The sequence below is a fragment of the Bradyrhizobium sp. CCGUVB1N3 genome, assembly GCF_024199925.1.
In the GTDB taxonomy this organism is placed as follows: domain Bacteria; phylum Pseudomonadota; class Alphaproteobacteria; order Rhizobiales; family Xanthobacteraceae; genus Bradyrhizobium.
On sequence record NZ_JANADR010000001.1, the window covers coordinates 4,218,118 to 4,239,517 of the forward strand.

At 62.7% G+C, this 21,400-nt stretch carries 18 protein-coding genes, 2 pseudogenes and 1 other annotated feature; of the genes and pseudogenes, 5 read left to right on the forward strand and 15 right to left on the reverse strand.

What is annotated here, in order from left to right; all coding sequences use genetic code 11:
* Positions 1–12: 12 nt before the first annotated feature.
* The 5 genes from NLM33_RS20095 to NLM33_RS20115 form a co-directional block, all read right to left on the reverse strand.
* Complete coding sequence (locus NLM33_RS20095) at positions 13–714, reverse strand: GntR family transcriptional regulator (RefSeq protein WP_254097945.1); 702 nt, start codon at positions 712–714, stop codon at positions 13–15.
* Positions 715–731: 17 nt separating this feature from the next.
* Positions 732–1,475 (reverse strand): aspartate/glutamate racemase family protein, encoded by a 744-nt coding sequence (locus NLM33_RS20100; protein ID WP_254097947.1) that lies wholly within the window; start codon positions 1,473–1,475, stop codon positions 732–734.
* Positions 1,476–1,484: 9 nt separating this feature from the next.
* Positions 1,485–2,750 carry an FAD-binding oxidoreductase gene (locus tag NLM33_RS20105; RefSeq protein WP_254097949.1) on the reverse strand — a complete coding sequence of 422 codons (1,266 nt, stop codon included), beginning with the start codon at positions 2,748–2,750 and terminating at the stop codon, positions 1,485–1,487.
* A complete protein-coding gene (locus NLM33_RS20110) occupies positions 2,750–4,414 on the reverse strand; it encodes a thiamine pyrophosphate-binding protein (RefSeq protein WP_254097952.1) in 1,665 nt (554 codons plus the stop codon). The genes NLM33_RS20105 and NLM33_RS20110 overlap by 1 nt, the downstream gene beginning before the upstream one ends.
* 145 nt (positions 4,415–4,559) lie before the next feature.
* Entirely contained in the window at positions 4,560–5,477 is a 918-nt protein-coding gene (locus NLM33_RS20115; protein ID WP_254097954.1) for an NAD(P)-dependent oxidoreductase, read from the reverse strand.
* 110 nt (positions 5,478–5,587) lie between these two features.
* Between NLM33_RS20115 and NLM33_RS20120 the strand changes: the two genes are divergently transcribed.
* Positions 5,588–6,424: a transporter substrate-binding domain-containing protein gene (locus NLM33_RS20120; RefSeq protein ID WP_254097956.1), complete on the forward strand. Its 837-nt coding sequence runs from the start codon at positions 5,588–5,590 to the stop codon at positions 6,422–6,424.
* A 76-nt stretch (positions 6,425–6,500) separates the two neighbouring features.
* Here NLM33_RS20120 and NLM33_RS20125 read toward each other — a convergent pair whose 3' ends face one another.
* From NLM33_RS20125 to NLM33_RS20140, 4 genes are all read right to left on the reverse strand, one after another.
* Positions 6,501–6,953 (reverse strand): universal stress protein, encoded by a 453-nt coding sequence (locus tag NLM33_RS20125; RefSeq protein ID WP_254097958.1) that lies wholly within the window; start codon positions 6,951–6,953, stop codon positions 6,501–6,503.
* Positions 6,954–7,135: 182 nt separating this feature from the next.
* Entirely contained in the window at positions 7,136–7,564 is a 429-nt protein-coding gene (locus NLM33_RS20130) for a universal stress protein (protein ID WP_254097960.1), read from the reverse strand.
* Between the two features lie 154 nt (positions 7,565–7,718).
* Positions 7,719–9,236 carry a carboxylesterase/lipase family protein gene (locus NLM33_RS20135; RefSeq protein WP_254097962.1) on the reverse strand — a complete coding sequence of 506 codons (1,518 nt, stop codon included), beginning with the start codon at positions 9,234–9,236 and terminating at the stop codon, positions 7,719–7,721.
* Between the two features lie 18 nt (positions 9,237–9,254).
* Positions 9,255–10,592, reverse strand: coding sequence for an MFS transporter (locus tag NLM33_RS20140; protein WP_254097964.1), 1,338 nt, complete (start codon positions 10,590–10,592; stop codon positions 9,255–9,257).
* 215 nt (positions 10,593–10,807) lie between these two features.
* Between NLM33_RS20140 and NLM33_RS20145 the strand changes: the two genes are divergently transcribed.
* Positions 10,808–11,464: a TetR/AcrR family transcriptional regulator gene (locus NLM33_RS20145; protein ID WP_254097966.1), complete on the forward strand. Its 657-nt coding sequence runs from the start codon at positions 10,808–10,810 to the stop codon at positions 11,462–11,464.
* Between the two features lie 117 nt (positions 11,465–11,581).
* Here the strand turns inward: NLM33_RS20145 and NLM33_RS20150 are convergent.
* Positions 11,582–12,334, reverse strand: a pseudogene (locus tag NLM33_RS20150) (sulfatase-like hydrolase/transferase); the annotation flags it as partial.
* A 52-nt stretch (positions 12,335–12,386) separates the two neighbouring features.
* Between NLM33_RS20150 and NLM33_RS20155 the strand changes: the two are divergent.
* A protein-coding gene (locus tag NLM33_RS20155; protein ID WP_254094988.1) for an IS3 family transposase occupies positions 12,387–13,618 on the forward strand; the annotation gives its coding sequence in 2 pieces (ribosomal slippage) (positions 12,387–12,678 and positions 12,678–13,618; 1,233 coding nt in all).
* Positions 12,671–12,787: a sequence feature (AL1L pseudoknot), on the forward strand. It overlaps the preceding gene by 117 nt.
* 35 nt (positions 13,619–13,653) lie before the next feature.
* On the opposite strand, the pseudogene NLM33_RS20160 reads toward NLM33_RS20155, so the two are convergent.
* From NLM33_RS20160 to NLM33_RS20175, 4 genes and pseudogenes are all read right to left on the reverse strand, one after another.
* Positions 13,654–14,499, reverse strand: a pseudogene (locus NLM33_RS20160) (sulfatase-like hydrolase/transferase); the annotation flags it as partial.
* A gap of 511 nt (positions 14,500–15,010) precedes the next feature.
* Entirely contained in the window at positions 15,011–15,379 is a 369-nt protein-coding gene (locus tag NLM33_RS20165) for a hypothetical protein (protein WP_254097968.1), read from the reverse strand.
* A 147-nt stretch (positions 15,380–15,526) separates the two neighbouring features.
* Positions 15,527–15,733, reverse strand: coding sequence for a hypothetical protein (locus NLM33_RS20170; RefSeq protein WP_254094631.1), 207 nt, complete (start codon positions 15,731–15,733; stop codon positions 15,527–15,529).
* Positions 15,730–16,833 (reverse strand): IS5 family transposase, encoded by a 1,104-nt coding sequence (locus tag NLM33_RS20175; protein WP_254094633.1) that lies wholly within the window; start codon positions 16,831–16,833, stop codon positions 15,730–15,732. Before NLM33_RS20175 ends, NLM33_RS20170 begins: the two co-directional genes overlap by 4 nt.
* Positions 16,834–17,112: 279 nt before the next feature.
* Between NLM33_RS20175 and NLM33_RS20180 the strand changes: the two genes are divergently transcribed.
* Both NLM33_RS20180 and NLM33_RS20185 read left to right on the forward strand, forming a co-directional pair.
* Positions 17,113–18,063, forward strand: coding sequence for a hypothetical protein (locus NLM33_RS20180; RefSeq protein WP_254097970.1), 951 nt, complete (start codon positions 17,113–17,115; stop codon positions 18,061–18,063).
* Between the two features lie 233 nt (positions 18,064–18,296).
* Complete coding sequence (locus NLM33_RS20185) at positions 18,297–20,633, forward strand: TonB-dependent siderophore receptor (RefSeq protein ID WP_254097972.1); 2,337 nt, start codon at positions 18,297–18,299, stop codon at positions 20,631–20,633.
* A 152-nt stretch (positions 20,634–20,785) separates the two neighbouring features.
* Here NLM33_RS20185 and NLM33_RS20190 read toward each other — a convergent pair whose 3' ends face one another.
* Positions 20,786–21,280 (reverse strand): RlpA-like double-psi beta-barrel domain-containing protein, encoded by a 495-nt coding sequence (locus NLM33_RS20190; RefSeq protein ID WP_371930126.1) that lies wholly within the window; start codon positions 21,278–21,280, stop codon positions 20,786–20,788.
* Positions 21,281–21,400 lie beyond the last annotated feature (120 nt).

Here is a 21,400-nt window from a genome sequence, read left to right on the forward strand (position 1 = left end):
TCCGTGAGGCGGTCAATTCGCCGCCTGTCTCTCCGCCGGCATGTAGATCTGCGCGTAGCCTTCCTTGATCGCCGAGGTGATGCGATCGAGCCGCCGGTCGATGTGTTTTTCCAGCACGGAAACGCATGTCGCTTCGTCGCGCGCCTTGAGGCCCTCGACGACGGTGCGATGCTCGGCCTGCGTGTTGGAGCGGTTGGCGCGGTCCATGTCGATCCAGCGCACGAAGCGAATACGGGCGTTGACGTTGCGCAATACGCGCAGCATCTCGGCATTGTTCGACATCGCCATCAGCCGCTCGTGAAAGGTCTCGTCCAGCTCGACCAGTTCGACCGACGAACGCTCGCCGGGATCGGGCCCGGTGGCTTCGAGGAATTTGAGCAACGCGTCGATGTCCTCTTCCCTGGCGCGCTTGATGGCGAGGCGGACCGAGGCGATCTCGATCGACTTGCGCAGTTCGTAGAGATCGAAGATCTCGTGCGCATCCAGCTCGCGGCAGAAGAAGCCCTTGCCGGGCGTGAAGCGCAGGAACCCCTCGGTGTTCAGGCGATTGAGCGCTTCACGCAGCGGCGTACGACTGACGCCGAGGCGCTTTGCCAGCTCGCCTTCGTTGAGCCGTTCGCCCGGCTTGAATTCGTAGCTCACGGCCATCGCCTTGAGCTGTTCATAGACGCGATCGACGATGCTGTCCGAGGCAAGTTCCAGATGCTTGTTCATGGGCAGCTTCTCGACCTCTAACCAAACCGGCGCGGCCGCAGTCCGGCATGAAACCACGTGATCATGGAATAAATATCATAAACAGGCAGGCCCACCTCCGCCTGCAATGCGGCAGCGTAAGGCGGCATGTTGGTGCATTCAAGCACGATGGCGCCGACATCAGGATGCTTTGCCACGAGCGCCTTGCCGGCTTCGACCACGTCGCGCTCGGCCTGGGCGATATCCATGTCGTCCTTCTCGGCCTTGATCAGGACGCGGAAGAACTCCTTGCCGTTTTCGGTGCCGACGAGCGGCGTGTCGAGCGGCACGCCAGCGCCTTCCAGGTGAGCCGGCGACAGCGTCGAGCCCGACACCGTGACGAGGCCGACGCGCTTGCCGGGCGGCAAGGTCGCCTGCACCCACGGCACCTGCATCAACGATGACGTCGCCACCGGCACGCCAACGGCGGCGGCAAGCTCCTTCTGAAACAGCGCGAGGAAGCCGCAATTGGTGGTGATGGCTTCGGCGCCCAGCCGCACCAGCTCCTTCGCCGCTTCGATAAAGTCCGGCAGCAGTCCGGCGGCGCCCTTCAGCACCACCTTCTCCGGCGAAGCGCCGCTCACCACGCGATAGAGCACCGGGAACGGCCAGGTCGTGCCATTGCCCATGTCACCGGGGATGCGGGGGAAGCGTGCTTCCAGCATCAGGATGCCGAGCGGCGCGCCATAGAGCGCTTTGCCGCCACGGGCGATACGGGAGGAGGAGTTTTGCGGATTGGTCATGATGCGATCTCAGAGGAAGCGGCTGGGTGCGAACGGTTCGAGCGGAATCTCCGGCGCCTTGCCGCTGACGAGCTGCGCGACGAGGCGGCCGGTGCGGGCGGAGCCGACAAGGCCGATATGGCCATGGCCGAACGCATAGACGATATCGCGCGAGGCGCGGGCATAGCCGATGCAGGGACGGCCATCCGGCATGCTCGGGCGGTGGCCGAGCCATATCTTGATGCGTGAGGCCGGAATGTTTTTCGGCAGCTTCGGAAACATGCTGAAGAGATTGTCGCGCAGGATCTCGGCGCGCCTCCAGTTCGGCTCGGCATCGAGACCCGCGATTTCGACCGTGCCGGCGGCACGCAGGCCCTTGTTGGTCCAGTTCACGACCATCTTGGCATCGGACGCCATCATCGAGCTGCGGGGGCCTGATTCCGGGTTCTCGATCATGACGTGATAGCCGCGCTCGGTCTCGAGCGGCAGCGGATCGCCGACGGATGCGGTGAGCAGCTTTGAGCGCGCGCCGGCTGCGATCACGGCGGCATCGCAGGCGATCTCGCCGCCCTCAGTCAGAACGGCAACGAGCTTGTTGCCGTTGAGCTTGAGGCCGGTCGCCTTGGCGCGCACCAGTTTTGCGCCACTGGCGAGCGCATGAGTGGCGAGCGCCGCGACATAGGCGCCGGGATCGCGGCAGCGTCCGGCCTCCTCGACCACCACACCGAATGTGTAGCGTGGATCAAGCTCAGGCTCGCGCTGGCGCATCTCGTCTGCGGAAAGCTCCAGCCATTCGACGCCGACGCGCTTGCGGATGCGCCAGCCGAGATCGCCGTCGAAATTCCCACGCGAAGGGAAGACGTGCATGACGCCGTTGCGTTCGATCAGCTCGGAAACGCCGGCCTCGTCCGCCAGCTTCTTGTGCAGGAGCGGCGCATCCTTGAGGAGCGCGCGCAGCGCGACCGCCGTTGTCTCGACGCGCGCTTCGGTCCAGCCCGACAGCAGATATTTGATCAGCCAGGGCAAAGCCTTCGGCAGGTAAGACCAGCGGATCGCGAGCGGACCGAGCGGATCCAGCAGATAGCCCGGCACCTTCTTCCAGATTCCGGGCTCGGCCGGGGGGATCACCGAATGCGACGACAGCCAGCCGGCATTGCCATAGCTCGCCGCCTGCTCGCCACCGGGCTCGCCCGGATCGATCAGCGTGACACGATGGCCCTCGCGCAGCGCTTCGATGGCGCTGATCACGCCGACCGCGCCGGCGCCGATGATGGCAATTTGGCGGCCTTCCGACATCAGCGCGACTTCTCCTGTGGCACGAAGTCCTTGCCGACAGACATGGCACGAGGATCAATAAGGCAATGCAGGATCGACGGCTTGCCCGAAGCGAGTGCGCGCTCGAAGGCCGGCGCAAACTCTTCCGTGCGCTCGACCCGCTCGCCATGACCACCGAAGGCTTTTGCGTACATCGCAAAGTCCGGGTTCTTGAGCTGCGTGCCGACGACGCGGCCAGGATAGTCGCGCTCCTGGTGCATGCGGATGGTGCCGTATTGCGCATTGTCGATCACGACGACGATCAGCGCTGCGTCATACTGCACGGCGGTCGCAAACTCCTGGCCGTTCATCAGGAAGCAGCCGTCGCCGGCAAACGCGACGACGACGCGATCCGGATATTGCCGTTTTGCAAGCACGCCCGCCGGCACGCCATAGCCCATCGAGCCCGAGGTCGGCGCAAGCTGCGCAGCGAAGGCGTGGAAACGATGATGGCGATGCAGCCAGCCGGCATAGTTGCCGGCGCCGTTGCAGACGATCGCATCCTTCGGCAGCCGGTCGCGCAGCCAGGTCATGACCTGTCCGTACTGGAACGAGCCCGGCAGCTCGCGCGCGGTCTCGGTCCAGGCAAGATAATCCGCATGCGCCTTGGCCGCTTCGCCCTTCCAGGCCGGCTGCGCGGCAGGCTTCAGCGTCTCGACGGCGGCGGCGAACGCAGCAGGCGTGGCCTGGATCGCGAGCGTCGGCTGATAGACGCGGCCGAGTTCTTCCGAGCCCGGATGAACATGGATCAACCTTTGGCTCGGCACGGGAATGTCGAACAGCGAGTAAGACGAGGACGGCATCTCCGACATGCGGCCGCCAATCAGCAGGATGACATCCGCGCCGGTGATGCGCGCCTTCAGGCTCGCGCTCGGCCCAATGCCGAGATCGCCGGCATAGTGCGAATGATCGGCCTCGATCAACGACGCGCGGCGGAACGAGGTCGCGACCGGCAGGTCGAACCGCTCGGCGAAGCGCGCGATGCCCTTGGCCGCTTCCGCGGTCCAGCCGGAGCCACCGAGAACGACGAGCGGGGCCTTTGCGCCCGCAAGCATCGCAGTCAGACGTTCGAGATCGGCCGGCGCCGGCCAGCTCACGGCGGGCTCGACGCGCGGCGCATCGGCAACCGCCGCCGTCTCGGTCAGCATATTCTCCGGCAGCGCGATCACGACGGGACCGGGGCGGCCCTGCATCGCGACGCGGAACGCGCGCGCGACGAGCTCGGGAATGCGATCGGGACGATCGATCTCGACCGCCCACTTCGCCATCGTGCCGAACACCGCCTTGTAGTCGAGCTCCTGAAACGCCTCGCGCTCTCGCATGCCGGTATCGACCTGGCCGACGAACAGGATCATCGGGGTGGAATCCTGCATCGCGATGTGGACGCCGTGGCTGGCATTGGTCGCACCGGGGCCGCGGGTGACAAAGCAGATGCCGGGGCGGCCCGTGAGCTTGCCATAGGCTTCCGCCATCATCGCGGCGCCGCCTTCGGCGCGGCAGATCATCACGTCGATCGAACTGTCATGCAGCGCGTCCAGCGCGGCGAGATAGCTCTCGCCCGGCACGCAGGTGACGCGCTCGACGCCTTGCGCAACCAGCTGGTCGATCAGGATCTGGCCCCCGGTGCGGGCGTTACGAATGGTCATGACAGCTCCCTGAAAGGCTTTAGCGATGCGCTCGAGTGCGCGTCGGCTTGTTCTGAGGTGGCGTAGGACAGGCGGACAGAGCGCGCAAGATCGAAAGGCTTCTCATATCCTGCGCAGGCGTCATGCCCGTCCCCGATGTTTGCAACTACCGGCCAGTGGCGATGATGCGGCGGCAATGATCGAGCGCCGCACCGATCAGATTGTCGCTCGCTTCCGGCGTACGGAACGCCGAATGCGCCGACAGCGTCACGTTCGCAAGCTTGGTCAGCGGATGGCCCGCCGGTAGCGGCTCGACCGTGAAGACGTCGAGGCCGGCATGGCCGATGTGGCCCGAGCGAAGCGCCTCGATCATGGCGTCCTCATCGACCACCGCGCCACGCGCCGTGTTGATGAGGATGCTGCCCGGACGCATCATCGCGATGCGCTCGCGGGAGAGGAATCCTTTGGTCTCATCGTTGAGCAAAAGATGCAGCGAAACGACGTGGCTCTCCGCCAGCAGCTTCTCCAGCGCAACGAACTCGACGCCCGGATGCGTCTTCGGCGTCCGGTTCCAGGCGATCATCTTCATGCCGCAGCCCGCCGCCATGCGCGCGACTTCCGCGGCGATGCCGCCAAAGCCGATCAGGCCGAGCGTCTTGCCGGTGAGCTGGAGGGCGTCGCGGCGCAGCCAGTTGCCCTCGCGCATGCCGCGATCCATCTCGCCAAAGCCTTTTGCGGAGGCCCACATCAGCGCGATCGCGCATTCGGCGACCGCGGTGTCGCCATAGCCCTTGATGGTGTGGACAGCGATGCCGTGCTGGCCAAGCTCGTCCGGATTCATGTAGCTGCGCGCGCCGGTGCCGAGGAAGACGACGTGCTTCAGAGCCGCACACTTCGCGGCGACCGCCGTCGGCACCGCGGTGTGATCGACGATCATGATCTCCACCCCGTCCAAGAGGCGCGGCAGGTCGTCGGGCGAGATTGCCGGGTTGCGGTTGATGCCGACCGGGAGGCTGTCCGCACGCAGCAGCTTTTCGGTGACGGCGGCAAGCGTGTCGTTGGCATCGACGAACAGGGCACGCATCGGCTGATCTTTCTCTTGACTGAAAATACCGTATTGCATTTTAAGCTGAATACAGAAATAGTCCAGAAGCCGGGTTGGATGTTCAGGGGTAACTGCCCAGGAGAACTGCCATGAATCGCAGGGACGCACTCACCACCGTTGCCCTCGCCGGCGCTGCGATGGCCGCAGCCACCTCGGCCAAGGCTGACACCGCACCAAGCTCCACCCTCGACCGCATCAAGAAGAGCGGCGTGTTGCGGATCTCGGTCATCGCCGGCCAGGATCCCTATTTCCACAAGGACCTCGCCACCAATCAATGGTCGGGCGCCTGCATCGACATGGCGAACGACATCGCCGGCAAGCTCGGCGCCAAGGTCGAAACGCTGGAATCGACCTGGGGCAACCAGATCCTCGACCTTCAGGCCGAGAAGATCGACCTCGCCTTTGCCGTGAACCCGACGCCCGAGCGCGCACTGGTCATCGACTTCTCCTCGCCCATTCTGGTGCACTCCTTCACCGTCATCACCAAGAAGGGATTTGCCAAGCCGCAGACCTGGGCGGAGATCAACAAGCCCGAGGTCAAGATCGCCGTCGACATCGGCTCGACGCATGAGACGATCGCGCGGCGCTACTGCCCGAAAGCGACGATCCTCGGCTTCAAGGAGCGCAACGAGGCGATTCTCGCCGTGTCCACCGGACGGGCGGATTGCAACATCTCGCTCGCCGTGCTTTCGGTCGCGACGCTGAAGAAGAACCCGACGCTCGGCGAGCTTGCGGTGCCACGGCCGCTGCTCACGCTGCCGACCAATCTCGGCATCCGCGCCGAAGGCGATCGGCGTTACAAGGATTTCCTCAGCGCCTGGGCCGACTACAACCGCGCGCTAGGCCAGACCCGCGAATGGATGCTCAAGGCTTTTGAAACCGTCGGCCTCAGCGCGGAGGACATTCCGCCCGAGATCCAGTTCTGACGGACGCGCAACGTCCGCGCAGGCATTCAAACCCAGGGCCAGTTTCACCTAGCCCTGCACTATCATTTCAATTCCGCTAATGGACGACCAACACCGGCACGCTTCCGTCCACCAGAACCTCCGATGTTTGACTCCCCAACAAAAATTTCCTGAGGCCGCGACGCCCGTGAGAGGCCATGACGATCAAGTCGCAGCCTCCAGACTTTGCTGTTTTGATGATCGCAGTAGCCGGGTGCGCATTCGGAACATGCAAGAGTTCTGCCGAGATCCCGATCTGCTCCGCCATGACTCGAGCTTCATCGAGGATTTTGCCCGCACGTTCCTTGCAGGCTGCGTCAAAGCTATCAACCTCCTTCTGCGAGGGAATCCATCCCGAGGCGTGTCCGCTCCCATAGTCGACCGGCAGCGGTTCCGTCACGGTGACGACTGTCACCTTGGCATTCAGGGCCTTTGCCAAGGCAATCCCATGCTCAACGCCTTTTCTCGCGACATCCGATCCGTCCGTGCTCAAGAGAATATTGGCGTACATTCGGGGGCTCCCTTGCTCGTCGAACATTTTCCCTAAAGCTGCGAAGTACGGACGCGCCTCGGATAGTCAGCTCATGAAGGTAGACCGGAAGCGAATGGCAAGCCTTCAGACGGGCGGTTTTGACCGCAACCGGATATCAGCTCCAACGCCCGGCGCATTGATCTGACCCACCGAGTGGTCCCTCACTGACAAACGAGCACGGGGGTTTTCGCCTGCGTCAGCACCTTGTTCGTCACGCTGCCGATGAGAAGCATGGAAAGTCCGCTGCGCCCATGCGATGACATGACGATGAGATCGCAGCCTTTGTCTTCGGCTGCTGCGATGATGGCTTGATGGGGGTGCCCGCTCTCCACTTGAATCGTCTCGCAGGAAACGCCAGCTCCCTTTGCCGCCTTTGCCGCGCGATCCAACACGCTCCTGGCCTGTTCCTTGCGCACTTCAGCATATGTCGCGACGGCTTCAAGGAACCGCCCTGTTAATTCTGAAAACGGTTCCACGACGAAGATGACGGAAACCTTGGCGCCAAGGGATTTCGCCAGCGCCAAGCCATGCGCCACCCCATGCTCCGCGAGTTCCGACCCATCTGTCGGAATGAGAATATGCCGGTACATGCTTCACCTCCCGATTGTCCGGACGTATCGCTACCTTCCGAAGGTTGCGCCCACGTTCCGGAGACCGTCTTGAGATAAATCAATCTATTGCGCGGCGCCGTTTGCGAGATCCCGGATTTCGCTTCGCCGGGCTACAAGGCGGACCTCGACGTGTTTAGCCTGCCCGCATCATCGTCTTCTTGTTATCTGTGGCCGGGGCGGATCGATCCTCAAGCTCCGCCCACAGGCGGAAGCGCTCGCCGTCATTGAGGCGAGCAACATGGAATGGCCGGTCGAAGATGGCGAGAGGCTCCTTGCCGAGCTCGAACCGCGGCCAAGCGTCGTCTGTGTCAGGCGCGCCGGTCGCGACCAAGCGCAGCATGCTGGCCTGGAGGCGCGCCGCAACTTCGATATCGCCAGGCGTCATCGGGCCGCCCTTGCGCCGCAGGATGGGGCGATCGATGAAGTCAGGCAGGTGCGCCCAGACACAGGCATTGTCCGCGCCGTGCGTCGGCCCTTGCGACACGAAAGGCTCCAGCGTTGGGCGATGATCGAACCGGTTCAGCCAGACAGCACCGCCGGCCGCACTCTGATGGCGCGCAATCGCGGCCAGCGGCCGATGCCAGAATGCATCCGACAGCAACGCCTCGTAAGGATCTTCATCGGGACGCGCCGTCGCGCGATAGCAGCCGAGCAACCGCTCGAAGCCGGCGTCGCCGAAGGACGCACGGATGTGCCGCTCGGTAACGCCGATCATCGCGGCAGGCGGCGTGCTCTTCAAAAACATCACCATCTCGTCGCGGCAGGAGCCGAGCCAGAGTGAGGCATCGCGCAATGCGCCATCGGCGATCGCCGAGATCGGATCGCGCGGGATCACCGCACCATCGAGCACCGGGCCGAACACGGTGCCAGCTTCGGTTTCATCGGCCAGCCTGCGACCGACACTCTCCACCGCCGCGAAGAGCTGCGGCAGCGGCACCGTCGCAATGGCGCCCGCGTCGTTTTCAAGCTTGAGCTCCGCGATCACGCGCCGCGCGACTTCGTCAGCATGCGCGGGGTTCATGATGCCGCGGCCCGGCGCGCTGAAGGCGATGGCCCGCGCGAACTTGCCCTTCGCCTGAGGCAGGGTAGCCAGCGCGATCACGATTGAAGCACCGGCGGACTGGCCGAACAGCGTCAGCGCATCGGGATCGCCGCCGAAATTCGCGATGTTGGCGCGCACCCAGTCGAGCGCAGCGAGCGCATCCGACATTGCGAGATTGTTGGCCTCCACCAGCCTGGCACCGAGGCGATGCAGTTGCAGGAAGCCGAGCGGCCCGAGCCGGTAGTTGATGGTGACGATGACGGCAGGCCCCTGCGCTGCCAGGAAGCTGCCGTCATAGTCGGCGCCGCCGCCGGTGACGAAGGCGCCGCCATGGATGAAGAACAGCACCGGCAACGGCCGATCGGCCGCGGCCGGTGCGAAGATGTTCAGGCTGAGACAGGCGGCTTCATCCGCATGATCGAGATGGCCGGGCTGCGGCGCGTAGGCGCCGTATTCCGTGCAGGCGATCGGCTCCGACCAGGCGCGCGGCGGCACCGCTTTTGCGAAGCGCGGTGCGGTCGCATAGGGTACGCCCTTGAAGGCGCGCACGCCCTTCTGCGCGAGGCCGATGACCGGCCCGTTCGTGGTCGAAACTGCCTGCGTGAACATGCGAACGTCACCTCTGCTCTAGCCGCGCCGCCTGCCGAGATCGGCAATGTCGACCTTATGCGTCTCGCGCGCCGTCGCGGCGGCCGCGGCCGAGATCACGCAGCAGGCGGCGACGAAGGTCGCGACGGGAATCCACCCGTTCGGCCCCTCGCCGACCAGGCTCGCGCTCACCAGCGGCGTGAAGCCGGCGGCGAGGAAGCCGAGCTGCGTGCCGATCGCGGTGCCGGAATAACGCACGCGCGCCTCGAACATTTCCGCATAGAACGACGGCCAGATCGCGTTCGGCGCGGAGTAGACGATGTACAGGCCAATCGCGGCGGCGAAGATCGCGGGCGTGCTACCCGACGTCACTAGCATGAAATAGGGGAATAGCAGCACGGCACAGCCGAGCACGCCGCCGATGAACACCGGTTTGCGGCCGATCCGGTCGGCGAGCAAGGCCCAGAGCGGCTGCGCAATCAGCGCTACGACATTGCCGAGCACGCCGGCCCACAGCATGGTCGGACGCGCAACGCCGAACTTGCTGGTGGCATAGCCGAGTGCGAACACCGCGGTCAGGGTGCTGACGGTCGCGATCAGCGCGCAGACGATGACGCGCAGCACGTCGGGCCAGTAGTCGCGGAGCAGTGCAACCACGGGAAAGCGCGCGACCTGCGCCTTGTCCTTGATCTCTTCGAAGACCGGCGTCTCCGGCATGGTCCGCCGCACGAGGTAGGCGACCAGCAGCACCAGCGCGGAAAGCAGGAACGGAATGCGCCAGCCCCAGCTCAGGAGCTGGTCTTCCGGCAGGCTCGAGACCGGGATGAACACCAGCGTCGCCAGGATCGCGCCCGCCTGGGTGCCGCTCAGCGTCCAGCTCGTGAAGAAGGCGCGGTTGGAGTTGGCGGAATGCTCGAGCGTCAGCGAGTTCGCGCCGCTCTGCTCGCCGGCCGCCGACAAGCCCTGCAACAGGCGCAGCAGCGTCAGGATGATCGGCGCGGCACTGCCGATCGTCTTGGCATCCGGCAACAGGCCGATGGCAAGCGTCGAGGCGCCCATCACCACCAGCGTAAACAGCAGCACCGTCTTGCGGCCGATGCGGTCGCCGAAATGACCGAGGATAACGGCGCCGACCGGACGCGCAATATAGCCGATGCCGAAGGAGAGCAGCGCGAGCAGCGTCGCGGTCGCGGGATCGACGTTGGCGAAGAACACTTTTGGAAAGATCAGCGCGGCCGCAGTGCCGTAGATGAAGAAGTCGTAGTATTCGAGCATGCTGCCGACGAAGCTGACGAGCGCGGCGCGCTTCGGAAGCTTGTTCTGTACGCCTTCAGTTGCGGATGGTGCGTGCAACGATGCGGTTGACGTCAACGTCATGAAATTCCTCCCCGTGTGATGCGCGGCAGATCCCGCGTCGTTGCCGGCGACCACGTTGGGCTGCGCCGGTGCTGCGATGACTTGCCGTCACTCTCTTTCCTTCATAATGTACGAACTAGTACGTTTATGCAAGGCCGCATCGAAGCCCCGCCCGGAGTTGCGAAATTTGCCTTCACCTTCAAGGTGATCCATAGAAACGCGTGGGAGAAACAGTGATGCTGAAGCGCATGCCCCCTGCCCACAAGCGCACCAACGACCCCGAGCGCACCAAGCGCGACATCATCGAAGTGGCGACGCAGGAATTCGCCTCCGAGGGCTATTCCGGCGCGCGGGTCGACGCGATCGCGGCGCGCACCCGCACCTCCAAGCGGATGATCTATTACTATTTCGGCGGCAAGGAGCAGCTCTATCTCGCGGTGCTGGCGGAGGCCTATCGCAACATCCGCGCGCTGGAGGACCAGCTCGACATCGAGCGCTGCGACGCGCCCGAGGGCTTGCGGCGGCTGATCGAGGCGACCTTCGACCATGACGAGCGCAATCCGAACTTCATCCGCCTCGTCAGCATCGAGAACATCCACCACGGCAAGCATCTGAAGCAGAATCCGCAACTGCGCCAGCTCAACGCCAGCGTGATCTCAACGCTGGACCGGATCCTCGCCCGTGGTCGCAAGGAAGGCATCTTCCGCAACGACGTCGACGCCGTCGACCTACATCTTGCCATCAGCTCCTACTGCTTCTTCCGCGTCGCCAACCGCCACACCTTCGGCGCCCTGTTCGACCGCGATTTGAGCGAGCCGAAAGTGCTGGCAAAGAGCCGGACGCAGATCGTGGAGATGATCTTGGCGTGGCTGGGGGCGAAGGCGAGCGAGTAGCAATGCTAGCTAAAGCGTGATGAGTTTTGGGTGAATCGATGCGAGCCGAGAGCTCAGAACACCTCTCCCGTAGGGAGAGGTGAACCCCGGACGGCCGAAGGTCGCCGTATCTGTGCGTCAATTGCCGGTGGGCATCGCAATGTGGACGCCTTCCTTCGCGAGTTGCTCCCTGACCCACTGGAACTTCTGGTAGTTCGAGATGGTGATGGGACCGGTATAGCCGAAGCCCTGGAGCTTACGCGGCGGGTAATCGACGTAGGACTTCATGAGCTTTTTTAGTTGTTCTTCCATTACCGGAGCGATCCAGGTGCTTTCGGTGAAGTTGTTCATGAAGATGTCGTAACGCTCCTGCGGGTCCGCCCACAGATCGAAGATTTGAGGCGCGGTGGCGACATATTTCTCAGCGCCTTTCCAGCCCAGGTTCGTGTCGACGGCCAAGCCTCCGGTCAAGGCCCCGTCGTCACCACGCAGATTGAAGACAAATTTCCAGTTGTGCCAGCGGAAGGCACCGGGACTGAGCTCATCCTCTGTAAAGTAGAACCAGGATTCTCGGGCGAACTTGCCCGCGTCGAACAGGATCGGCGACATGTCGTAGCTGTCGAAGATGATGGGTTGCCCATCGCGGTCCTTGTCCGGAAGCTTTACGTCGGCAAGGGACGCGAACGTGGCCATGAAGTCCAAGCCGCCGACAATGTCGTGATTCTTCGTGTTGGCCTTGATCTTGGGGCCCCAGGCAATGGCTGGCACACGGTTGCCACCTTCGCGCACCGTCCCCTTGGTCCCACGGAACGGCGTATAACCGGCGTCAGGGTAGACGTCCTGCCAGGCGCCATTGTCCGTGGTCCAGAAGATATACGTGTTCTTGTCTAGGCTGAACCGCCACGGGTTTGCCGGAGGCTCCAACTCCTGAGAGGATGGAGCCATGACAAGCAAGACGACGAACAAGTTTTCACCCGAGGTCCGGGCTCGTGCGGTTCGGATGGTTCTGGATCATGCGAGCGAGCACCCGTCGCGGTGGGCGGCCGTGACCTCGATTGCGGCCAAGATCGGCTGCACACCGCAGACGCTGCACGACTGGGTCAAGAGGGACGAAGTCGATAGCGGACACCGGGCCGGCGTTCCGACCGACATGGCCGAGAAGCTGAAGGCGCTGGAGCGGGAGAACCGTGAGCTTCGGCAGGCGAATGAGATCCTGCGCAAGGCGAGCGCGTATTTTGCGATGGCGGAGCTCGACCGCCGGTCCAAGCCATGATCGCCTTCATCGACGATCATCGTGGGGCGCATGGGGTCGAGCCGATCTGCAAGGTCTTGCCGATCGCCCCTTCGACCTACCACGCCCATGTGGCCAGGCGGCGCGATCCTGCCAGGCTGTCGGCGCGCGCCAGGCAGGACGCTACCCTGAAGATCGAGGTTCGGCGGGTGTTCGATGAGAACTTCCGGGTCTATGGCGTGCGCAAGGTCTGGCGGCAGCTCGAGCGGGAAGGCTTCGATGTTGCCCGCTGCACGGTGGCGCGACTGATGCGGGACATGGGTTTGCAAGGAGTCATCCGCGGCAAACCCGTCAAGACCACGATCAGCGACAAGGCCGCGCCATGCCCGCTGGATCACGTCAACCGCCAGTTCAGGGCGCCAAGGCCGAACGTTCTTTGGCTCTCCGACTTCACCTATGTCGCGACCTGGACCGGCTTCGTCTACGTCGCCTTCGTCATCGATGCCTACGCCCGCAGGATCGTGGGGTGGCGGGTCTCGCGCACGGCGCATGCGGGCTTCGTGCTCGATGCGCTGGAACAGGCCCTGCACGATCGCCGGCCGGTCCATCGCGGCGGGCTCGTGCACCACAGCGACAGGGGCAGCCAATACGTCTCGATCAAATACACCGAGCGTCTGGCTGAAGCTGGTATCGAACCTTCTGTCGGCAGCGTCGGGGACTCCTATGACAACGCTCTCGCCGAAACCATCAACGGCCTCTACAAGGCCGAGGTGATCCATCGGCGCGGGCCATGGCGCAGCTTCGAGTCCGTCGAGTTCGCGACGCTGGAATGGGTGGACTGGTTCAACAACCGAAGGCTCCTCGAGCCCATCGGCAACATCCCGCCGGCCGAAGCCGAGCAACGCTACTACGCCATGCTGGAACAACCCGCCATGGCGGCATAACTTAAACCAAATTGCCTCCGGCAAACCCGGGGCGGTTCAAGGCCGAGTGCACGGACTTTATCCATCACATGGCCGATATGCGTATCGGCTTCGACGAGAGAGTCCGCGTATTTGCTTTTCGATAGTGATTTATGAATGAAGTCGGGGTGCGGCAGGTTCGGCTGGTGCACCTTCATGAAGTTGACGCTCATGAAAAATGGCTGGCTCGAACGTGCGTTGCGGTCGAGATAGTCTAGCGCAGCTTGCTCGACATAGGTGTCCAGGAAGGGAATGCCGACAATACCCTGCTGCGGCGTGTTGACGTATTCGCCGTTGACCTTGAACTCCTCACGCGCGGGCTCCCCTGCGTTGCCCGATAGCGCCCCCTTGGTCACCTTCTGGAACAAAGCGCGCAGCTCAGTGGGCATGTTGGGAAACCACTCCGGATCACCGTAGGTGTAGGCGTTGAGGTGATAGAGAAACGCATACTTCATTTCGTCATAGCCCTGGGCATTCGGTAGCGCGTAGTCGGCTTCACCCAGGTGCCACTTGCCGGTGAAAAAGGTCTTGTACCCCGCCGTCTTAAGCACGGATCCCAAAGTCCACTCCGCTTGCGGCAGCCCGCCGCCCTGTCCCTGGAAGGCCACCGTGGTCATGCCGCTGCGGTTCGGGAAGCGACCCGTCTGCATCGCCGCGCGGCCCGGCGTACAGCTCGGCTGGGCGTAGAACGAGAAGAACGTCATGCCTTCATTCGCAAGGCGATCGAGATTGGGGGTAGGCATACCGCGGCCTGGGCCACCGCCATAGGGGCCAGAGTCGCCGTATCCAAAGTCATCCGACACGATCAGGATAATGTTGGGCTTCTGCACTTGTTGAGAGAATGCGGGAGCGCATGCCATCATGGTGGCGGCGCACAAAACGACAAGATTGCCCTGGAGTTGTCTGAGCACGCTCATGGTTGTTTCCTCGTTTGTGTGCTTCGAGGCCAAATGCAGCGTTGGTCCGACTTCGACCCGCGGTCGGTTTTGGGGGGAGCTGTCGGACGTTATTGACTAAAGACAGAGTGTCCCGCCCTTTTCTTGATCTAGATCAACCTGCCGCTGGTCACTAGCCGACGTGGGCTGAGGTCCGTTTCGGGTCAAAACCGGCGGTCAGCGCAATCATCGCATTGCGTCCGGTCTCCCGCAGACAGCCGACATGGCCACGGCTCGTTCGTTGTTCGGCTCAGGGCTAAATGGGGGCATTGGTGTTGCGTTCTATTTTGTGAGCGCAAGGAGCCTGCCATTCGGCCGATTATGCTCCACGAAGCGCGCTCGCCCTCCGACTGACCTGCTCGCGCTCATCCTGTACTCACAAATGCAAGCGTGGATGATGCGGCAATTGCCACACCACCACGCATCGCCTTGAGATGGATTACTTGCGCTCGACAAGAAGGGCCCGACAATCCGTTTCACCAAGATTTTCGGCTGTATGCGAGGATGTGATTGGTCCCGCAGTCGCCACTCCCGCCTGGTTCTTCAACTCGCGGGTCGTGCCATCCGGATTGTGAACACGCACGGTGCAATCGTCGAGTGCGTAGACCACAAAGGGAAGCGGATGAGAATGCGGCTTATCCGTCGCACCCTTCTTCCAGGTGGCGACGATCACACGAAAGTTCTGATCTTCAAAGATCACCTTATAGACCGCCGGGTCGGCCTGATAAGTCGGAGCAGCGTCCTGCGCAGCGGCCGAACCGATCCAAATCGCTGCTGCACTCAGGCCAAGCATTGCACGTCGAACCATATCCAAATTCCTTTCAAGGGACGTATCGGAAGAAAAGCGCTAGCAGGCTGTTGAAGAAGTCTTCGAGCGACGCGCGATAAATGGGATGTCGTCGCCATTAAGGAGGCAGATTTCACCTTCGAGTGAGCCGTCATCCCGCAGTTCGGCCTAGCCATCACCGTTGGCTGGCTCCATTTCGTCGTTTCCCTGCCAGCCGAACTGGACGGCATCGCCGTCACAGGCTCCATGAATGCAGCCCGTGAGGCAATCGAAGGCGAACTCGCCGCCGTCGTCATCGAACAGGATGTAGGCGCCCGCCACGGCCATGTCGTAGCCTGGTGTCTCGACGACCCGCCATCTACCTCGGATGCTCATGCCGGTGCCGCCAGAAGCTTGGGCAGCCGGATCAGATTATAGGCCGCAAGCGCCAGGACGAAGACGGCATCCACCCGGTCGCGGCCTCGCAGCTTGACCTTGGCCAGGCCAGCGGAACTCTTGATCCAGCCGAAGACTTCTTCGATGCGTTTGCGGCAGCGTTGGCTGATGTCATAGCCGTCGTGACGCGTGGTACGCGCGTCGACCGCCGTCTTGCGCCGCTTGCCGGTCTTACTCAGATGTCCATTGATCGCGATATGCGGAGTAACCGATCTATCTCTCAGGTCATGCACGAACTGCGTGACGTCGTAGGCTTTGTCCGCCCCCAGAGTGACCCGCTTCGCACACCCGCGCCTGTCGATCATGGCAAGCGCAATCTCTCGTTCGGCGGTGCCAGTAGCTTGGCTCACTCCACCTAAAACCGCCAAACCATTGCGGTTCTCCATCAGCGCATGGCCCATATAGCAGAGTTTGGCCGGCTGGCCGTCGCCCTTTTTATAGAGCCTGGCCTCAGGATCGGTCGTGCTCTCATGGGTCTCGTTGGATCGCTTCTCCTTGTGGAAGCTGCGCTCGGCATTGCGTCCCGGACCGTCCTGATCTTTGTCGCTGCCATCCTTCCTCCGGAAGCTCTTGATCGAAGCCCAGGCTTCAATGAGCGTGCCGTCCACCGAGAAGTGATCGCTCGACAAAAGACGCTTCACCTTCGGCTGCGCCAAAAGCGCGTTCAAGAACTTGGCCGCAATCTCACCTTCAAGCAGCCGGTCGCGGTTCTTCGAGAAGGTTGAATGGTCCCAAACCGCATCGTCCACCCCAAGCCCGACGAACCAGCGGAACAGAAGATCGAACTCCATCCGTTCCATCAGATGCCTTTCCGAGCGAACCCCATAGAACGCCTGTAGGAGCATCGCCCGAAGCAGTTTCTCCGGTGCGATCGAGGGCCGACCGAAGTCCGTGTAGAGCTTGCCAAACTCCCCAGAAAGATCGCCCAGCGCCGCATTTGCCAGATCCCTGATCGCCCGCAGCGGGTGGTCGACGCGAACCCGAGCCTCCAGGTCAACATAACTGAACAGCGAGCCAGACCGTTCGTCACTTCCCCGCATCGTGCCACCCCAGCAAAATCCTGATCCTAGGGAATCACGATCCAAAACGCTTCGCCAGAGACTTCTTCAACAGCCTGCTAGAGAATTCCTTGGGCCGCAGCAGCGTCGCGATCGACCTGTCTTTTCCGGATGTTCGACAGCTCTCTGCCGCACGCCAGCATCCAGGCCCAAAGCGGGCCGTTGCAGCAAGCTAGGTGCAATCGCGGCATGATTGGCGGAATACCTTGCGCAGATCGCAGGGGGCTAATAGGCTTTTAAGGCTTAAGGTGAGGGGCGGCCGTGGAACGAGACGAACTTGAGCGCCTTGTCGGCGGCCGGTTGCGGCTAACCTTCGACGAGATTTTAAATCACCCCCGCCTGCCGGAAGCTCGGCGCGCCTATCTTGACAGCTTCGTACACCTGTACGAAGGTGATCCGTTTTTGGTTCGTCTGTTGCTTGAGGCGGGCCGATTCCTCGTCTTTCACTGCGTGGCGGTGCTCGAGGCAGCGCAAGACCCCTCGAGACGTGAGACCTGGTTCACAGTGGCTGCGCTAAAGCGGCAACTGGCCATGTTCGGCTATGCGAGTGGCCGGCAAGTGGATCATCTTGTCGCGCGATTGCGCGAGGTTGGATTTATCGAGCAGCGTCGAGTCCCCGGCGACGGGCGCGTGCGGCTGCTTGCGTCCACGCACAAGCTGCGCACTCATCACACCGAGTGGCTCGCAACGCACTACATCCCGCTTGCGATGCTTTTCCCCGATCATGATTACAGCCCGGTGCTGTCGCGCAATCGCGCATTTCACGTCCTCCACTGCAGCACATGCCTCCCATTCAATCCCGTGGCTGCCCGCCTGATGATGACGCTGCCGGACACCCTGCTGTTTTTCACACACGCAGCGGGACCACTGATCCAGAACGCTGTGCTGAAGGCTGCAATGGATGCCGCCGATCCGAACGCTGCGATACCCTACATCGAAGCCGCCGATCGTTTCGGCGTCTCCCGCACCCATGTCCGCAACTTGATGGGCGATGCGGAATCGGCGGGACTGGTCAGGATCACCGGGCACGGTGGCCATAGCATCTCGATCCTGCCGCGGTTTTGGGCCAGCTACGATCGCGGCCTGGCTATCGGGATGTATCTTCACGACGCCGCCAACCTCGTCGCGATGCGACAGTGGACGAAGGGCCACACGGATGGTGACACGACCGCCCTGCTTGATCGCACAATGACTGCTGGTCATTCGCCTTAGGTCGAACGCTCAGTTTGATCTCGCTGTCAGCGCGCGGCAGTCAGATCCGTCACCGACTTGGGCTTCCACCGACAACACAAAGGTTGCCGCGGTGGGGATCGCGGTCAGAAAAGGCGCGCCACCGTAAAACTACGGAAGGCCAGCGACTTGGATTTGCGCTGTTCGCCTTGACCCCATAGGTTCCCGGAGGGAACCGATCCTGGGCTGGATCGGAAGATGGCTGGGGCAGCCTGATGGGTAAAGGCTTGAGTTCGGGCGGCTTTCAGGCCGTTCCGGGTCTGCGTGATGCGCGTTTTTCTGCTGGTTTGGCGCGGCGTACGGCGCTCGCAGCCATCATTGCAATCGGGCAGATCGGTTCGATCCGCGCGCAAGATGTTCCCGCTGATCGCACAGCACACTCGTCCGGTAGCCTCGAGCCATCTGTGCAGTTGCCGCCGGTGACGGTCTACTCCAAGCGCAAGCGCACCGCCAAACCCAAGCCTGCCAAGCCAGCGGTTGTGGTTGCGCCAGCCGCGCCCACGACGCAACGCGCCAACGTTCCGGCGCTGCCCGACGGCGTCGCGCTGAACGGCGGCCCGCCCGTGACGCAGACCACCGCCGGCCCGGTGAGCGGCTATCGCGCGCTCACTTCGGTCTCGGCGACCGGGACCGACACACCGATCGAGCGGATTCCGCAGGCGGTTGCGGTCGTGCCGCGCGCCGTGCTCGATGACCAGCAACCGCTCGCGCAAATGGATGGGCTGCGCAACATCTCGGCCGTGACGCCGATGTCGGCCAACACTTTCATCGGCTATGCCTACAAGGTGCGCGGCTTTCCGGCTGACCGCTATGTCGACGGCTTGCCGAATTATTATGACGGCGGCGACAACACCTCGCTCGCCAACACCGAGCGGATCGAGGTGCTGAAAGGTCCGGCCGGCATTCTCTACCAGGGCGGCATCGGGCCTGTCGGCGGCATCATCAACACGGTCTCGAAGCTGCCGACCGAGAACCGGTTCGCCGAGATCGGCGTCAACGCGGGCGGTTACCGGCTGTGGAACACCTGGTTCGACGTGAACCAGCCGATCACGAGCGGAGGCACGGCGCTGTTCCGCATGACCGGGGATTTCGAGAAATCCGGCGACTTCGTCGATGTGATCGAGCACCGCCGCTATGCGCTCAATCCGACGTTTCTCTTCAACGATAATGACGGCACGCGCCTTACCATCCAGGGTAGCTTCTCGTCGCGCTCGTTCCAGAACTACACCGGGCTGCCCGGCGCGGGCACCGTCGACCGGTCGCTGTTCACGATTCCGCCGACGCTGTTTCCCGACCGACCCGATCTCGGCCGCAGCTGGACGACCTACAACGGCGTGACAGTGCGTCTCGATCACGAGTTCAATGCGGTCTGGTCGGCCAATGCCACGACCCACGTCAGCGAGATGCGGCTCGAGCAGTTCGGACATTTCCTCGGAACCGATATTCCGCTGTTCGGCTCGACGTTCCCGTTTCTCAGCTTCCACCTGCCGGTGGATACGCGCGAAATCGCTTCGAATGCCAACCTTGTTGCCAAATTCGCGATTGGGCCGACCAGGAACACGGTTCTGTTCGGGGCGGACAGCGATCACGTCGCCGACAAAATTCGCGACGATCTCGGCTTCGCCGGCCTCGTCGACTTCGCCAATCCAGTATTTCCCGCATACACGCCGCCGACCGCGAGTGCGTTCAACTCCAACAACCTCTACGTCAACAGCGGGCTGACGGCGCAGTGGCAATCGGACATCTATGAGCGGCTGCACCTGCTCGCTGGCATGCGTCTCGCGAATGTCTATATCCACGGCACCGACACGGTGGCAGGCAGCGATTTTACCACCAATGCCTGGAAGCCGCTGCCGCGGTTCGGTGCGGTGGTCGATCTCCTGCAAGGAGTATCGGCCTTCGCGGACTACTCGCAAGGCTACCGCGGTGTCCCATTCTTCAATGCCGCCGGCGCGCCAAAGCCCGAGGATGCCGAGCAGACCGAGGCCGGGTTGAAGCTCGCGCTGCCGTCCGGCTTTACCGGCACCCTCGCGTGGTTCACCAACACGCGGCGCAATGTCATGAACCTGCTGCCGGGAAGCATCTTCCTCGCCACGCAGGTCGGCGAGCAGCGCGCAGAGGGGTTCGATGCGGACCTGACTTGGCAGCCGTTCGCGGGTCTTTCGATCCTTGCAAGCTACGCACACGTGAAAGCCATTGTCACGAGGGATCAGCTATTCGCGCCCGGCACCGTGCTCGAGCGCGTGCCGCGCGACTCCGGCCGGTTGTGGGTGAACTACAAGTTCGGGGACGGATGGTTGCAGAATATCGCGATCGGGGCCGGCCTTTACGCGGCCTCCGCGCAGGCGGTGGCGCTCGACAACATCTATTTCACACCAGGATATGTCACGTTCGACGGCAAGATCGCCTATGAGACGGATCACTGGAGCATCGGCGTGACAGGGAAAAATCTCGCCGATCACCGCTACTTCGTGCCCTACGCGACCGGCTCCGGATACATCATGCCGGCCGACGGTCGCACCGTGCTGGCTTTCGGGAGGCTGAGATATTGAGCGGCGCGGCAAGAACTGATGGCAACGCAAACTGCGCCGACCGCGCCTTGCCGCCCGAGCTGGCATCGTCCTGAAAGGTCAGCGGCGAGAAGGCCAGCGCGGCGTTCCCACTGTCCGGGAAGGCCGCGTGGTATTTCTTGCAGGTGCGATGTTCAGCCAACCGGTCCGGGAATCCAGTAGTCGCCGGCAAGCGGACTAACTCTTACGTCAGAAATAACGCCGAGCTGCAGGCTTGGATCGAAATGGCGCATCGTCCGCTCATTGAGGTCAATGATGCGGCCAGGCCTTAGTGGCCCCACGTCATTTATCTTGACGATGACCTTCTTGCCCACGGCCTCGACGAGGGCATACTTCGGCCTCGCGCCAAATTGGACCCCACCAAATTTCTGACGCAAGCTCGTCTTGATGGCAGCCGCCCAGACAGAGGGATCATAACGCTCGCCGGAGGCTGTGTTCGGACCGCCCTCCTCCTTGCCGGGCTTGAACGGATTATACATGGATGCTGCGCCAACGATCGCATTTCCACAGGCGGCATTGACGACAGCGCTTGAGTGAACTCCATCCGTTTCACTTCGGGCAACGGTAACAGAAACGGCAAGCGCAACCACGGCGCCGCAAATTGCGGCGCCCGAGCAGAACACCATCATAACTCCTTTGATTTTCTCGATCGTACGGTTCCCCGATGCCGCCAAACATGCCCAAGCGAACGCGGAAGCGTTCACGAACTTGCGCCGGTATTTTGCGGATTCGTGCCAACCCTGGCGACG

What these genes read in the sequence shown, in the direction of transcription:
- NLM33_RS20170 (WP_254094631.1), bottom strand. Translation starts at nt 15,733, where the DNA reads ATGAGCATCCGAGGTAGATGGCGGGTCGTCGAGACACCAGGCTACGAC.
- NLM33_RS20105 (WP_254097949.1), bottom strand. Translation starts at nt 2,750, where the DNA reads ATGTCGGAAGGCCGCCAAATTGCCATCATCGGCGCCGGCGCGGTCGGC.
- NLM33_RS20140 (WP_254097964.1), bottom strand. Translation starts at nt 10,592, where the DNA reads ATGACGTTGACGTCAACCGCATCGTTGCACGCACCATCCGCAACTGAA.
- NLM33_RS20165 (WP_254097968.1), bottom strand. Translation starts at nt 15,379, where the DNA reads ATGGTTCGACGTGCAATGCTTGGCCTGAGTGCAGCAGCGATTTGGATC.
- NLM33_RS20185 (WP_254097972.1), top strand. Translation starts at nt 18,297, where the DNA reads ATGGGTAAAGGCTTGAGTTCGGGCGGCTTTCAGGCCGTTCCGGGTCTG.
- NLM33_RS20130 (WP_254097960.1), bottom strand. Translation starts at nt 7,564, where the DNA reads ATGTACCGGCATATTCTCATTCCGACAGATGGGTCGGAACTCGCGGAG.
- NLM33_RS20175 (WP_254094633.1), bottom strand. Translation starts at nt 16,833, where the DNA reads ATGCGGGGAAGTGACGAACGGTCTGGCTCGCTGTTCAGTTATGTTGAC.
- NLM33_RS20135 (WP_254097962.1), bottom strand. Translation starts at nt 9,236, where the DNA reads ATGTTCACGCAGGCAGTTTCGACCACGAACGGGCCGGTCATCGGCCTC.
- NLM33_RS20120 (WP_254097956.1), top strand. Translation starts at nt 5,588, where the DNA reads ATGAATCGCAGGGACGCACTCACCACCGTTGCCCTCGCCGGCGCTGCG.
- NLM33_RS20110 (WP_254097952.1), bottom strand. Translation starts at nt 4,414, where the DNA reads ATGACCATTCGTAACGCCCGCACCGGGGGCCAGATCCTGATCGACCAG.
- NLM33_RS20095 (WP_254097945.1), bottom strand. Translation starts at nt 714, where the DNA reads ATGAACAAGCATCTGGAACTTGCCTCGGACAGCATCGTCGATCGCGTC.
- NLM33_RS20115 (WP_254097954.1), bottom strand. Translation starts at nt 5,477, where the DNA reads ATGCGTGCCCTGTTCGTCGATGCCAACGACACGCTTGCCGCCGTCACC.
- NLM33_RS20100 (WP_254097947.1), bottom strand. Translation starts at nt 1,475, where the DNA reads ATGACCAATCCGCAAAACTCCTCCTCCCGTATCGCCCGTGGCGGCAAA.
- NLM33_RS20145 (WP_254097966.1), top strand. Translation starts at nt 10,808, where the DNA reads ATGCTGAAGCGCATGCCCCCTGCCCACAAGCGCACCAACGACCCCGAG.
- NLM33_RS20125 (WP_254097958.1), bottom strand. Translation starts at nt 6,953, where the DNA reads ATGTACGCCAATATTCTCTTGAGCACGGACGGATCGGATGTCGCGAGA.
- NLM33_RS20190 (WP_371930126.1), bottom strand. Translation starts at nt 21,280, where the DNA reads ATGATGGTGTTCTGCTCGGGCGCCGCAATTTGCGGCGCCGTGGTTGCG.